At 67.6% G+C, this 14494-nt stretch carries 8 protein-coding genes; 6 read left to right on the forward strand and 2 right to left on the reverse strand.

The window, feature by feature from the left end; all coding sequences use genetic code 11:
- Window positions 1–17: 17 nt before the first annotated feature.
- A complete protein-coding gene (locus AC56LU_RS19050; RefSeq protein WP_497177180.1) occupies window positions 18–2783 on the reverse strand; it encodes a glycosyl hydrolase 115 family protein in 2766 nt (921 codons plus the stop codon).
- Between the two features lie 219 nt (window positions 2784–3002).
- Between AC56LU_RS19050 and AC56LU_RS19055 the strand changes: the two genes are divergently transcribed.
- From AC56LU_RS19055 to AC56LU_RS19070, 4 genes are all read left to right on the forward strand, one after another.
- Window positions 3003–3551 (forward strand): PEP-CTERM sorting domain-containing protein, encoded by a 549-nt coding sequence (locus AC56LU_RS19055; protein WP_497177181.1) that lies wholly within the window; start codon window positions 3003–3005, stop codon window positions 3549–3551.
- A gap of 50 nt (window positions 3552–3601) precedes the next feature.
- Window positions 3602–5971, forward strand: a complete 2370-nt coding sequence (locus tag AC56LU_RS19060; protein WP_497177182.1) for a rhamnogalacturonan lyase family protein — start codon at window positions 3602–3604, stop codon at window positions 5969–5971.
- 29 nt (window positions 5972–6000) lie between these two features.
- Window positions 6001–7107, forward strand: a complete 1107-nt coding sequence (locus AC56LU_RS19065) for a HupE/UreJ family protein (protein WP_497177183.1) — start codon at window positions 6001–6003, stop codon at window positions 7105–7107.
- 69 nt (window positions 7108–7176) lie between these two features.
- On the forward strand, window positions 7177–7884 hold the full coding sequence (locus AC56LU_RS19070; protein WP_497177184.1) for a GntR family transcriptional regulator: 708 nt from the start codon (window positions 7177–7179) through the stop codon (window positions 7882–7884).
- A 274-nt stretch (window positions 7885–8158) separates the two neighbouring features.
- Here the strand turns inward: AC56LU_RS19070 and AC56LU_RS19075 are convergent, their stop codons facing one another.
- A complete protein-coding gene (locus tag AC56LU_RS19075) occupies window positions 8159–10897 on the reverse strand; it encodes an exo-rhamnogalacturonan lyase family protein (RefSeq protein ID WP_497177185.1) in 2739 nt (912 codons plus the stop codon).
- Between the two features lie 272 nt (window positions 10898–11169).
- Between AC56LU_RS19075 and AC56LU_RS19080 the strand changes: the two genes are divergently transcribed.
- Window positions 11170–13005: a glycoside hydrolase family 2 protein gene (locus AC56LU_RS19080; protein ID WP_497177186.1), complete on the forward strand. Its 1836-nt coding sequence runs from the start codon at window positions 11170–11172 to the stop codon at window positions 13003–13005.
- Window positions 13006–13027: 22 nt separating this feature from the next.
- Window positions 13028–14392 carry a glucarate dehydratase gene (gudD, locus tag AC56LU_RS19085; RefSeq protein ID WP_497177187.1) on the forward strand — a complete coding sequence of 455 codons (1365 nt, stop codon included), beginning with the start codon at window positions 13028–13030 and terminating at the stop codon, window positions 14390–14392.
- Window positions 14393–14494: the final 102 nt, after the last annotated feature.

The raw sequence follows: 14494 nt of genomic DNA on the forward strand, positions 1-14494 counted from the left end.
ATGCGTGATGGGGTGGATCAGTCCGACGGCGGCATGCCGTAGTAATGTGGCGCGCCGTCCATCACCACGTCGATACGGTCGAGCACCACGCCCGGGTCGAGCGCGTACACGCGCAAGCGATGCTTGCCGGGCTTGAGCCGGGCAATGCTGGTGCTGCGCACTGCCATGTTCGACAGCACGTTCAGCTTCCATTCGTCGCTGCGGCCGACTGTCGTGTAGTCGACGGTCTGGAGCGGTCCGTCGTCGAGCTGGACGGCGATGCGCAGCCGGTGCTCCGACGTGAGGGCATGTACCGGCACCGCGACCAAGCGGAGCTGTGCGCCGCCCTCGCTGCGGGTCTGGAAGTGGTACTCGAGCGGCGCGGCCTTGGCGAGGGCCTTGGCGTCGCGTGACGGCAGGTCGAGGCGGGCGCGCATGGCCTGTCCCGAGGTGCCCAGGCCGGGCTGCGCTTCCCATTCCCGGCTGGCTGCGGCGCTGCCGGCCGGCAGCACCACGATCCGTTCGCGCTCGCCCGGCATGGCTTTGTCCGCCGGCTGCGCCTGCACATTCAGTTTCACGGTCTGTCCGCCGCATTGCAGCGACAGGGCCGGCCTGGCGGAACCGTCGTATTCCAGCGTGATGCGCTGCTCGTGGCCCTTGGCCGCATCCAGCTCGCCGCCCTGGAGGTCGGCGCGCAGTCCCCGGGCGCCCGGGGCGATCGACCAGGACATGGCCTGGGCGCCGTAGCTGACCAGGGTGACGGTGCGGCTGGCCTTGCCGCCAAGCGGCAGCACCAGCGCATTGGCTTCGTTCGAATGCGGGGCCGGATAGACCACGCCGCAGCCACGCCGCGCGGACGGACTCCACGACGGATACAGGGGTTCGGCGAACACCGGCAGGCGGCGCGGCGCGATGTCCATGATATGGGCCCATTTGCCGTCGCCGAGCGCGTTGTAGGCGGCCGCGTCAAGCACCAGCGCCGCATGTGCCTCCTTCGCCTGGCTGGTGTAGAGGTTGGAGGAGGGCCGCCCCTGCAGTGCGTATTCGCCGGCCAGGTCGAGCTTCAGGATGCGCTTGTTGAGGTTGGCGCTGGAACGCACCGGGTACAGCACCAGCTGGAAGTAGGCCTCGCGCAGTGCGCTCGGGAGGCGCTGTTCCAGGGCCTCGGCGCGGGCCACCAGGGCTGCATAGCGCGCCAGGCGGCGCTCGGCTTCGTCGCCGCCGGTGCGCACGTACTCGGTGGTGCGTACCGGGCGCGTCGGTTCGGTCTGGCTCCAGCCCATGAATTCCGGGCGGCGCTCCCAGGCCAGGCGGTAGTACTCGAGCTGGATGGCGGCGATCTCCTCGCCGTGCTGGGCGCCGAACTGGCGCGCGCCCCAGTCGGCCAGGTGGCGCGCCGGTTCCTGGCGCAGCACGCCGGCATCGAAGGCGGCGTCGAGGAAGTACTGGGTCAGGTATTCGTTGGGCTTGATATCGCCCACGTTCACCACCCACAGGCGGCGCGCGCCGGCGCTCCAGGCACGCTGCAGCTGGTCGCGCACCAGGGCCGGATGGGTCGTGCCGAGCCACAGGTAGTCGTGCGGCCGGCCCCAATAGGAGATGTGGTAGTAGATGCCGTTGCCGCCTGGGCGGGCTGCTTCCTTGGCCGTCCCGAGCTGGTGCAGGTAGCCGTAGTTATCGTCGGGCCAGACCAGCGAGACGTCTTCCGGCACGGTCAAGCCGGCGTTGTAGTAGTCCAGCACCTCCTTGTACATGGTGAAGGCGGTAGGGATGCGCGCGGCCGGCTTGCCCAGGCTGCGGCTGAGCATGTCGCGCTGCAGTCCAATCACCTGCTGCACGGTGTCGCGCGCATGTTCCGGGCTGCTTGCGCCTTCCATGGCCGAATCGTGCACGCCGCGCAAACCAAGGGTGTAGACGTTCTCGAAGCCCTTGACCTCGTCGATGCGCTCCTGCCAGTAGCCGAGCAGGCGTTCGCGGTTGCTGAAGAAGTTGAAGGGGCCGAAGGATTTCTTCCACTCGCCGACGTTGTTGCGCATCATCGGCTCGGCATGCGAGGTGCCGACCACGATCGCATGGTCGTCGGCCGCTTGGGCGTTGCCGGGCACCGAGTAGAAGGCGCGCGTGCTGTCGTGCATGGCGGGCCAGATCAGGTTCGCCTTCAGGCGCCACATCAGCTCGAACACGCGCGCGTAGGTCCTGGGACCGATGTCCTTGACCGGATCGAAGTTCCTGGCGGCCCAGGGCTGCAGGCCCCAGTCCTCGTCGTTGATGAAGATGCCGCGCCAGGTCACCGACGGGGCGGGCGACAGGCGCCGCGCGCCGTCCAGCACCAGGCTTGTGCGCCGCGCCGGCCGGACGTCGGCCCACCATTCCCAGGGCGAGATGCCCAGTTCGCGCGAGGCGTCCACCACCCCGTACACGGCGCCGCGCCGGTCGGACCCGGCGATCAGGAGCACATCGCGCTCCCCCATGCGCCCGGCGGCGCGGATGTAGCGCTCCGCCTGGCCGCCCAGGGGCGCCAGGTCGACGCCCATCGCCTGCGCCGCCTGCCTGACCTGCGGCGAGCCGGCGGTGCCGATCACGATGCAGCGCCGGCGGCATTCGTCGAGCCTGTCGGTGTGCGCGCCCGTGATGCCGGTCAGCGCCTGCAGGTCGCGCCCGAGCAGCTCGCCGGCGAGGCGGGCGGTGACGCTGGCTTCGGTGACGATGAGCGGAAGCTGTGCGCCGGTGTCGAGGGCGAATGGCTGGGCATGGGCGAGGCCGCTTGCCAGCAGCAGGCCGAGGGCGATGAAGCGTTTTCTCATAATGGGTCGGTGATCGATGTCGCGGATGCGCCACAGGTCGATCGAGCTAATGTATTAGTGCATTCTATAAGCTTTGCAGGGGGGAATTTGGTCATTACAAAAACGCTCACGGAGCTGATTGATCGGTAAATACTGTTGACTCCTTATCTATGCTAGCGTGTGCTTCGTTGGCGCCCTTGGGTGCTAATACCTTAGCTAACAATAAAACGGAGACATGACATGATCAAGAAAATCGCGCTGTTCTGCGCGTTCGCCGGCCTCTGGATCCACACGGCCGCCGCCGCCCCGATCGGCTGGTACCAGATGGAACTCGAATGGCGTGACGGCAGGTTCAGCGGGCAGATCTTTTACGACAGCAGCGCGCCTTACCGCGTGACGCAGATCGATGGCATCCTGACCGACATCGCCCAGACCACCGCCATCACCCACGTGTGGAACCTCTCGCACGAGCAGCAACCGGATGAATCCTGGCTGAACTTCACCAATGCCCAGGGCAGCGCGATCGACGACTACGATGCCTCGTTCTACCTGAACCTGTTTGAGCTCGGCGCCAGCCTGGCGGTCGATATGACGAAGGACAACAGCCTGTACGACTGGTCGGACCTGGAGGCCTTTGAGCTGTTCGGACAGATCGACCAGTCGCCCCTGCTTGCCTGGAACATCACGCCCGCGGGCGGCGAGGTACCGGAACCGGCCGGCGCCGGCCTGCTGGCCGCCGGCGCACTTGCCGCCGTGGCAGCCCGCCGCAGGAAGCGCGCCGCCGCCTGAGCCCGGGCCTGCTCACGCAGGCCATCAATACAACATTCTTGGAGACGAACATGAACATCCTGAAACAAGGAAGGACCGCGCACGCCCTGGGCATTGCCGCGGCATTGTCGGCCACGCTCGCGGCCTGCGGCGGCGGCGACCCTGCGGTACAGGAAACCCGGCTGCTGTCCGCATCGATGGGCGGCGGCGCCATGACGGCCAGCTCGGCCAGCATGGCCGGCACCAGCGCAAGCACAAGCACAAGCGCCGTCGCGGCGCGCACCATGGAACAGCTGGGCCGCGGCGTGGTGGCTGTGCGCACCTCGTCCACCGCCGCCTTCATCAGCTGGCGCCTGCTGGGCCTCGACCCGGACGGCATCGCCTTCAACGTCTACCGCTCGCTCGAGGGCGGCGCGGCGGTCAAGCTCAACGCCACGCCGCTCACCGGCGGCACCAACTATACCGATAGCTCGGCGAACCGCACGCTCGGCGCCTATACCTACACGGTGCGTCCGGTGGTCGACGGCGTCGAGGGGCCGGCCAGCGGCGGCTTCACCCTGAAGGCCAACGGCCCGAACGAACCGATCGTGCGCATTCCCCTGAGCGCCTTGCCGGCGGCCGACTACCGCACCAACTACGTCTGGGTCGGCGACCTGGACGGAGACGGCGAATACGACTTCGTGATCGACCGCATCGCCGCGTTTGTCGCCGGCAGCAACGACGACCTGGGCACCGGCAACCAGTACCTGGAAGCCTACAAGCGCGACGGCACCCGGCTGTGGCAGATCGACCTCGGCCCGGGCAGCCGCAACACCTACAACATCACCCCCGGCCCGACCACGCTCAGCATGGGCATGTACGACGGCGTGACCGTGTATGACCTGAACGGGGACGGCAGGGCGGAAGTGGTGCTGAAGGTGGCCGCCGGCGTGAAGTTCGGCGACGGCAGCACCTTCACCGACACCGACCCGAACCAGCAGCATTTCGCGATCCTGGACGGCATGAAGGGCACGCCGCTGGCCACCCGGCCGTTCCCCTCGGACTTCTATGCCCAGGCGGGCCGCTACGGCACCCAGCTCGGCATCGGCTATGCCGACGGCGTCAACCCGACCATCTACTTCTGGGGCCGCAACCGCAACAAGGACAAGAGCTTCAACGACGTGTTCGCGTCGTATACCTGGAACGGCGGCACCACGCTCACCGAGAACTGGCGCATGCCGCTGGACCCGACCAGCGGCAAGGAAGCCTCGCACCAGATGCGCATCATCGACGTCGATGGTGACGGCAAGGACGAAGTCGCGACCGGCAACTTCATGATCAACAGCGACGGCAGCCTGCGCTACATCCTGCCGGGCGTGATCCACGGCGACCGCTTCTTCATCGGCAAGTTCGACAAGCACCACGCCGGCATGCGCGGCTACGGCATCCAGCAGAACAACCCGAGCGGCCTGCTCGAGTACTACTACGACGCCACCACCGGCCAGATCATCTGGAACCACAGCACCACGCCGGGCAACATCGTCGACGTCGGCCGCGGCCTGGTGGGCGACATCGACCCGCGCTTGCCGGGCTTCGAGGTGTGGTCCTTCTCCGGCCTGTTCAACGGGGAGATGAACGTACTCACCGAACCGGACACCACCAAGTCGCCATGGCCGACCCACTCGATCTGGTGGGACGCCGACATGCTGGCCGAGGGCCTGAACGACTTCAAGATCGAGAAGTGGAATCCGCTGGCGCCGAGCGCCAGCGGCTCGCTGCCGCGACTGGTGTCGATGACCAGTTCCACCTATGGTTCGGCGCGCCTGAACAACCGTAATCCGATGTTCTTCGGCGACATCCACGGCGACTGGCGCACCGAGGTCGTCCTGCTCAACAATAACTACACCGAGCTGGTGATCTTCACCACCAACGTGCCGACCAGCACCCGCCTGTACACGATGGCGCACAACCCGGCCTACCGCAACCACATGACGATCAAGGGCTACCTGCAGTCGCCGCTGCCGGACTATTACATCGGCGACGGCATGGACCAGCCGCCCAGGCCGAACATCCGCTATGCGGGCACCGGCACCATCGCCGCCGAGGCTGCGGTGACGGGCGGCGGCGCCACCGTCAAGCGCGATGCCAGCGGCTACCGCGGCGAGGGCTACGTCGACTTCCCGCTCACCGGCGGCAGCCTGCAACTCAATAACGTCAACGGCGGCGCGGGCGGCGTCAAGACGATCTCGATCCGCTATGCGAACGGCAATCCGACGCCGCGTTCCGGCGTGCTGCGGGTGAACGGGGTGGCGCAGCGCATCACCTTCAAGATCACCGGCAGCTACAACAACTGGATCACGCTCGAGGTGCCGGTCACGCTCGTCCCGGGCCTGAACAACACCCTGCGCCTCGAATCGACCGGCCAGGACCTGGCCAACATCGACGAGATCCTGGTGCCTTGAATCGCGCATCGACCTTCCTGTAGCCGGATATGCTTTCGATAATCAAGACCTTGTTCGCAGCCAGCCTGGCATTGAGCCTGCTTGCCATGCCGGCCCGGGCCCACGATCCCCTCGACGGCAGCATCCAGGTGCAGGTCCTGGACCAGCGGATCGAAGCCCGGGTGACCCTCGGCTACGATGCGGCGCGCGCGATGCTGCGCGCGCTGGAATTGTCGCCGGAGCAGGCCGGCGCCGTCGCCCGCGGCGGCGCATCGGCGTCGGTGGCGCCCGCCCGCGCCGCCCTGCTGCTGCGACTGAGCGACGGCGGCCGGGAGATCGTCCCAAGCGCGCTGCTGGCGGTCGGGGGGAGGGAGGAGGTCAGCTTCGTGGCCAGCTTCCCGCGCCCCGCCGTCGGCCGGGTGTCGCTCCATGCCGGCTATTTCGCGACGGTCGATGCCATGCGGCCCGGCACGCTGGTGGTGACGGATGCACGCCGGCGGCTCCTGGCGACTACCTTGCTGTCGGCGGCCGCACCCGGGGCGGCGCTGACACTGGATGCCGCCGCGGCGGTCCTGGCCGATGCGCCGCCGGCCGGCGCCCAGGCCTTCTTCACGCTGGGCGTCGCGCATATCCTCACCGGCTTCGACCACCTGCTGTTCCTGTGTGCGCTCCTGATCACCTTGACCACGATGCGGCAGATGCTGGCCATCGTCACCGCGTTTACGCTGGCGCATTCGCTCACCCTGGCCATGGCCGCGCTGGATATCGTCGTGCCGCCGGCCAGCGTCGTCGAGCCGTTGATCGCGCTGTCGATCATCGTGGCCTGCGTGGTCAACTTGCTGCGGCGCGAATCCGTCCGCGCGCGGCTGTGGATGGCGGCGGCCTTCGGCCTGATCCACGGCTTCGGCTTCGCCGGCATGCTGCGCGAGGCGATGGGGCCGCATGCAGGGCAGGGGTTGCCGGACCTGCTGCTGCCGCTGCTGGCTTTTAACCTCGGGGTCGAGGCGGGGCAACTGCTGGTGGCCGCGGCCATGATCGCGCTGCTGCTGCTCGTGCGCCGGCGCGAAGGCTTCGCGCGCCATGGCACGCCGGTGGTCTCCGGCCTGGTCATCGTGGTGAGCAGCTGGTGGCTGCTGGAGAGACTGGCGCTGGTGTAGGCCCCGGGCGCTAATGTGCTAGCATCTTGGCAATTAACAAGACATGCTGCCAGCCCGAGGCTTCACCCTATGGAAACAATCGCATTCAGCGGCCCGTTCACCCTCGACCGGTCGCGCCACGCCGCGGTCCAGGTCTACGAGTTCCTGCGCGAAGAAATCGTCAACCTGACGCTCAAGCCGGGAACGGTCTTGTCGCGCAACGAGTTGTCCGCGCACTTCGACCTGTCCGTCACCCCGATCCGCGACGCCCTGATGCGGCTGGAAGAAGAAGGACTGGTCGACATCTACCCGCAGCACGCCACCCGCGTGCGCGGCATCAGCATCGCCTCTGCGCGCCAGGCCCACTTCCTGCGGCTGGCGATCGAGCTGGAAGTGGTGCGCACGCTGGCGGTCAAGAACGACCCGGCGCTGGCCCTGACGCTGCAAAGCCTGGTGTTGCAGCAGAAGGCGGCGCTGAAGGCGCGCGACCTCGAATCCTTCAGCCGCGTCGACCAGGCCTTCCACCGGCAGCTCTACAGCGCGGCCGAGGTCGAGGAACTGTGGCGCCTGATGCGCCACCGCAGCGGCAACATGGACCGCCTGCGGCGCCTGCACCTGCCGCTCAACGGCAAGGCCGAGTCGGTGCTGAAGGACCACGCCGACATCGCCGAGGCGATCGGCCGCGGCGATGCCGCCGGCGCGGAAGCGGCGCTGCGGCGCCACCTGTCGGGAACGCTGTCGGAACTCGATGCGCTGCGCAAGCAATACCCGAATTACTGGATGCCGGGCGCGGACTGAGGACGCGGCTGGACGCTTCGACCGAGTACGGCGAACGCGATGGCCCCTTCAAACGGTTCCTGAATAGCCGTTCCGTCGGCTCACTGGGGAGTTGAACGCGTGGGCGGCATCGAGGCTGCCTGTCGTTCATGGTCCGGGTATAGCCGCCCACCCTACGATGCCGTGCCCCGATCGATCGTAGGGTGGGCGGCTCCACTCGATGATGTGAGCAGCCCCCGCTGCACGTGCCGCCCACGCGTTCAAACAGTCCGCGAATAGCCGTTCCGTCGGCTGCTCAGCGCACCAGTCCCGCCGCCCGCGCCGCCTCGTCCAGCGTGTCGCCGCCGAGCGCCATGTGCTGGATCGCGGCCAGGCCCCACTGCGCGGAGCCGTTGGTGCTGATGCCGGGGAGCTCGTCGAGCGGACGCAGTACGGCCGGGCCGCCGATGCGGCGCACCGTGTTCCGCCCGTTGTCCTTCTTGAGCGAGTCGGACTCGAAGAACTCGCGCCAGGCCCGCAGCGACAGGGCGCGGTCACGCTCCTGGTAGGCGACGTAGGCCGTCATGCGCGAATTGGTGTCGCTCATGCCGCGTCCGCCGGGAGCGGAACCCAGCAGCGCCAGGACGTCGGCCTTCGGCGCATTGTAGGTGCGGCAGTACTGCAGCCAGGCCTTGCGATACGCCGGCACGTCGACCAGCGTGAGCAGCTCGGAATTCATCTCGACCACGCCGAACACGCCGTTCAGGTTCGAGAACGAGGCCTTGTCGCCGGGGCCGTGGAAACGGCCGGTGCGGTGGTCGTAGGGCGCGCCGGCGGCGAACCACTGGTACTTCAGGGCGGCGATGCTCTGCATGCCATTGACGATCTTGTCGCGCCAGCGGGTGTCGCCGGTGCGCTCCCATTCCGCCAGCCAGGCGGATATCAATGAACCCCACACGGTGCCGAAGGAGGCGCCGATGAAGGCGTCCGGGCGCGCGCCGGCCGTCTTCAGCTTGCGCGAGATGTCGACCTTGTGCAGGTCCTGGTCCGAATCGAGCAGCTCGCGCATCAGGTCGCCCACGCGCTCGTCCGCCGTCAGGAAGTAATAGATGCGGCGGTAGGCGGCATTCGAGACGCGCGGCTGCTTGGACGAATCCGACCAGTGCTGCACCCCATGGCGCGTCCCGAAGCCCTTGAACCGGCCCAGGTGGTAGACGTCGACCTCGCCGGTGTGGCGGGTCATCGCCTCGGCGTAGCGGAACAGGTCGGCGCGGCCGGTGCGCAGGTAGCTGTACCACAGCCACAGGTCGGTCGACAGTTCCGAATTGTCCCAGGCGTAGCCGCCGATGTCGTAGCGCCACATATGGCGGTCGAGGTCGTACGCGTGCATCACGTCGCCGTAGGACCAGAACCCGTACCAGCGGTGCTGCTCGGTCTCGCGCAGGTACTGGTCCAGCTGCAGTGCCAGGCGCTCTTCGATCAGCTTGCGCGCTCCCGTAGAAGCATCGACCGGGTCCCAGTCGCCGAACACGCCGCACTGGTGGATGCGCTGCGGCGTGAGCGCCAGGCGCGCCGGATTGGCGACCTGCTCGGCCATGGCGGACAGCGTCTCGTGCGAAGGGGTCGCGCCCAGCACCCACAACTGCAGTTCGGAGGTGCGCGCCACGCCGGTGGCGGCGTCCCAGCCCGCTTCGTAGTCTTCATACGTGATGTTCAGGCCGGCGATCTGCTTTTCGTGGGTATCCATGCCGTCTTCGGCGCGGTAGGACCGCACGTCCATGGCAGGGGCCGAGGGCGCCCACATCCAGGCCGTCACGTCCGCCATGGTGCCGGCGGCATTGCGCACGTCCAGGCCCACCGGGGCGCGCTGCCAGAAATCCTTCAGGCCCAGCGCCACGCCGCCGGCGGCACCGCCGGCGTAGACCAGACCCTTGCTGCGGGTGCCGGCATTCGAGTCGATCCAGGCGCGGCCGGCGCGCAGGCGCTTCTGCAGGGTGAAGCCGTCCGGCGACAGCTGCGCCAGCGAAAAGTCGCCCCATTCGGGGATCCATTGCAGCCCGTCCTGGACGGCTTTCGCCATCCCGCTAATTGGTGGCAAGGCCTTGCCCGCCACCTGGGCGTCCTTGTAGGCCTGGCCCGGATCCCGCCGCAGGCCGGTCACCGGCCGCACCGCTTCGCCCCAGACCCCGACGCCTTCGCCCGAAAAGCGCACGTGACGGTCGACCGTCTGGTCGCTCATCGGCACCTGGGCCGTCACGCCCAGGCCGGCGATGAAGTCCTTCTCCGGGTCGCCGTCGTAGATGAACGAGTGCACGATGCGCACGCTGTCCGAGCCGCTGTAGAAATACAGGCGCACCGAGAAGGGCAGCCAGTCGCGTGCGCCGTCGCTATGCATGCCGTCGAACTTGACCACGGCGCGCACCGGCCCGGTCTGCTCCACCGCGACTTGCGTGATCTTGCTGGTAAAGGCCTTGCGGGCGACGCTTCCGCTGGTTTCCAGTTGCGGGCCGTCCTGGCGCAGCGCCACCAGTTTCAGGTTCTGCATGGTGACCCGGCCGGCGCGGGTCGCGATGCGCACCAGCACCTCGCCGCTGCGCGGCAGCGTCCACGCGAGTTCGCCGGCGCTGATGACGACGCCTTCCGCGCTTTCCCTGACCGAGACCGTGCCGCGCGCCGGGGCGCCGCGTTCCAGGTTCCAGCCATCTCCCACGGCGCCGCCGGCCACCGCGTGGGCGGTCCACTTCAGCGAGCCGTCAGGCCAGTAGGCCAGGGGCCAGGATTGCATGGCGGGGCCGTTCGCGCCCAAGGTGAAATCCAGCCGCTTGTTGGCCGGCAGGCGCAGCGTGCCGCGCGGCCAGGGGATGCCCAGGGTGCAGCCCTCGAAGCGGTCTGGCGCCTTGCCGTCCAGCCAGCGCAGGGCGGTGCCGGAAACGGGAACCGGGCGCGCACCGGTATTCGCTGTCGCGGCTTCCGAGATGGCGGGGATAGAGGCCAGCAAGGGAAGGGCGCTAGCCGAGCGCAGGAAGCGCCGGCGCGATTGTGTAGGTTCTGTCATGTCTCCGTGCCGGTCGCTGCGCGAGGCGCGCCGGTCCTGTGCTGGGGTTGTCGAGAGCGCAAACTGCGCCTGCGCTGATATATTAGCCTCGCTGGTACTGCCGGATACTAATAGAGAGCGGACAGTGGGTCGAGCGTGTGCCTCCAATCGATCAGCTTGATGACCAAACCGGGAAATCGCGTGCATCTCTGTCGATGGCCGTCTATACTGCCAAAGTATACTAATATATCAGCGCTTCATCTCATTCAATCATCGACCTCCACCCGCACCCCATGAAAAAACTTGCCGCAGCATTCTGGATATTCATCGGCGCGCTGGTCTGCCAGCCCGTCATGGCCGACGACCTGCGGCCCGCCTTCCTCCTGAGCGGCGCGTTGCACCGCGACGGCCAGGACCTGTCGGGCCAGTGGACGTATTCGAAAGACCTGTACCGAACCGGCCTCACCGACATCAACGGCTGGGTGGCGAAGTCGCGCATGCAGCGCTACCGCGACCTCGATGTCGCCGCCATCGAAGCCAAGGGCGGCGTGGACTTTTTCGAGTTCGACCTCGACCGCGGTCCGATCATCAACGTGCCGGGCGCCTGGAATGCCGCGGCGCCCGAACTGCGCTACTACGATGGCCTGATCTGGTTCCAGCGCAAGTTCAAGGCGCAGGCATTGGCGGGCAAGCGCGCCTTCCTGCGTTTCGAGGCGGTCAACTACCGCGCCTACGTCTACCTGAACGGCAAGGAAGTAGGGCGCCACGAGGGCGGCTTCACGCCCTTCGTGCTGGAAGTGACCGAGGCGCTGCGCGCCGGCGACAACCGCCTGGTCGTCGGCGTCGACTCGACCCACGACGCCCAGTCGATCCCGACCTTCATCACCGACTGGGACCTGTACGGCGGCATCACCCGCCCGGTACGCCTGATTACCACGCCAGGCACCTTCATCGACGACGCCATGGTCCAGCTGCGACCGGACGGCCGTATCGCCGGCGAAGTGCGCCTGCAGGGGCCGCAGGCCGCGAACCAGGCGGTGACGGTGGCGATCGGCGCCCTGGCCAGCGCACGGGCGGTCACCGATGCCAACGGCCGCGCCGTGTTCGACCTGCCGGCCCCGAAAGGGCTGGAACGCTGGTCGCCCGAGAAGCCGACGCTGTACGACGTGCGCTTCACCGCGCCAGGCGACTCAGTACGCGACCGGGTCGGTTTCCGCACCATCGCCGTGAAGGGCAGCCAGATCCTCCTGAACGGCAAGCCGATCTGGCTGCGCGGCATTTCGCTGCACGAAGAGGAATTCGGCCCTAACCCGGCGCGCAACATGACGGAGTCAAGCTCGCGCGCACTGCTGCACGAGATCAAGCACGGCCTCGGCGCCAATTACGTGCGCCTGTCGCACTACCCGCATTCGGAAACCACGGTGCGCCTGGCCGACGAGATGGGCCTGCTGGTGTGGAGCGAGATCCCGGTCTACTGGACGGTCGACTGGGACAACCCGGCCGTGCTGCGCAAGGCCCTCACCATGCAGGCCGAAACCATCTACCGCGACCGCAACCGCGCCTCGGTGATCATGTGGAGCGTCGGTAACGAGACGCCGGTGGCGGACGCACGCACGCGCTTCCACGCGGCGATGGCCGACAACGTGCGCCAGCTCGACCCGAGCCGCCTGGTCAGCGCGGCCCTGCTGGTCAAGCACGACGGCGGCGCGCTGGCGATCGACGATCCGCTGGCCGACAAGCTCGATGTGCTGGCGGTGAACACCTACGCCGGCTGGTACGGACCGGACAAGCTCGATGCCGTCGCCAAGCTGAAATGGAAGGTGCCGGCGGACCGCCCGCTGATCCTGTCCGAGTTCGGCGCCGACGCGCTGGCCGGCTACCGCAATGACGGCATGAAGAAATTCACCGAAGAGTACCAGGCCGAATACTACCGCCAGACCCTGGCGATGGCCGAGCAGATTCCGACCCTGCGCGGCATGTCGCCCTGGATCCTGAAGGACTTCAAATCGCCGCGCCGCGAGCACCCGGTGTTCCAGAACGGCTGGAACCGCAAGGGCATCATGTCCGAGACCGGTGTGCGCAAGCAGGCCTTCGGCGTGCTGGCCGACTACTACCGCAGCAAACAATAATTTCACCATCCCGGAGTCACACATGAATTCGAATAACAGCGCGAATTACAGCGCGAATATCAGCGGCGCGCCGGTCGTCACCGCGATGCGGGTCGTTCCTGTCGCCGGCCAGGACAGCATGCTCATGAACCTGAGCGGCGCCCACGGTCCCTGGTTCACGCGTAACATCGTCGTACTCACCGACAGCGCCGGCAACACCGGCCTGGGCGAAGTGCCGGGCGGCGAGTCGATCCGCCAGACCCTGGAAGACGCGCGTCCGCTCATCGTCGGACAGCCGCTGGGCGACTACAACGCCGTGCTCAATGCCATCCGGACCACGTTCGCCAGCCGCGATGCGGGCGGGCGCGGCCTGCAGACGTTTGACCTGCGCACCACCATCCATGTGGTCACCGCGGTGGAGTCGGCCCTGCTCGACCTGCTGGGCCAGTTCATGAACGTGCCGGTCGCCGCCCTGCTGGGCGAGGGCCAGCAGCGGGCCGCGGTGCCGATGCTGGGCTACCTGTTCTACATCGGCGACCGCCAGCGCACCGGGCTGCCCTATCGGTCCGAAGAGGAAGCGGGCGATGCCTGGTTCAGGCTGCGCAACGACACCGCGATGACCCCGGAAGCGGTGGTCGCGCTGGCGGAAGCCGCCCAGGCACGCTATGGCTTCCAGGACTTCAAGCTCAAGGGCGGCGTGCTGTCCGGCGACGAAGAGATGGAAGCGGCGGTAGCCCTGCACGAACGCTTCCCGGAAGCGCGCGTCACGCTCGACCCGAACGGCGCCTGGTCGCTGGCGGAAGCGGTGCGCCTGTGCCGCGACAAGCACGGCGTACTGGCCTATGCCGAAGACCCGTGCGGGGCCGAGAACGGCTTCTCGGGCCGCGAAGTGATGGCCGAGTTCCGCCGCGCCACCGGCCTGCTCACCGCCACCAACATGATCGCCACCGACTGGCGCCAGATGGCGCACTCGATCCAGCTGCAGTCGGTCGACATCCCGCTGGCCGATCCGCACTTCTGGACCATGCAGGGTTCGGTGCGCGTGGCCCAGCTGTGCGAGATGTTCGGCCTGACCTGGGGTTCGCATTCGAACAACCACTTCGACATCTCGCTGGCCATGTTCACCCACGTCGGCGCCGCCGCGCCGGGCCGGGTGACGGCGATCGATACCCACTGGATCTGGCAGGACGGCCAGCGCCTGACCAAGCAGCCTTTGACGATCGAAGGCGGCGAGGTCAAGGTGCCGGCGCGCCCGGGGCTTGGCATCGAGCTCGATGTCGATGCCTTGGAAGCGGCGCACCAGGCCTACAAGAACATGGGCCTGGGCGCACGCGACGATGCGGCGGCCATGCAGTTCCTGATCCCGAACTGGAAGTTCGACAACAAGCGGCCGTGCATGGTGCGCTGAACCCTGGCACAGTGTTTTTCGTAGGGTGGGCGGGTCCCCCGCCCACGCGTTCAACTAAAGAAAGCGTCGCCACAGTGCTCCTGTGATTTGAACGCGTGGGGT

Source organism: Telluria sp. PB2R4 (genome assembly GCF_059685695.1).

Bases quoted from the DNA above. Each gene is read 5' to 3' on its own strand.
- AC56LU_RS19060 (WP_497177182.1), top strand. From the start codon at position 3,602: ATGAACATCCTGAAACAAGGAAGGACCGCGCACGCCCTGGGCATTGCC.
- AC56LU_RS19050 (WP_497177180.1), bottom strand. From the start codon at position 2,783: ATGAGAAAACGCTTCATCGCCCTCGGCCTGCTGCTGGCAAGCGGCCTC.
- AC56LU_RS19080 (WP_497177186.1), top strand. From the start codon at position 11,170: ATGAAAAAACTTGCCGCAGCATTCTGGATATTCATCGGCGCGCTGGTC.
- AC56LU_RS19055 (WP_497177181.1), top strand. From the start codon at position 3,003: ATGATCAAGAAAATCGCGCTGTTCTGCGCGTTCGCCGGCCTCTGGATC.
- AC56LU_RS19070 (WP_497177184.1), top strand. From the start codon at position 7,177: ATGGAAACAATCGCATTCAGCGGCCCGTTCACCCTCGACCGGTCGCGC.
- AC56LU_RS19075 (WP_497177185.1), bottom strand. From the start codon at position 10,897: ATGACAGAACCTACACAATCGCGCCGGCGCTTCCTGCGCTCGGCTAGC.
- gudD (WP_497177187.1), top strand. From the start codon at position 13,028: ATGAATTCGAATAACAGCGCGAATTACAGCGCGAATATCAGCGGCGCG.
- AC56LU_RS19065 (WP_497177183.1), top strand. From the start codon at position 6,001: ATGCTTTCGATAATCAAGACCTTGTTCGCAGCCAGCCTGGCATTGAGC.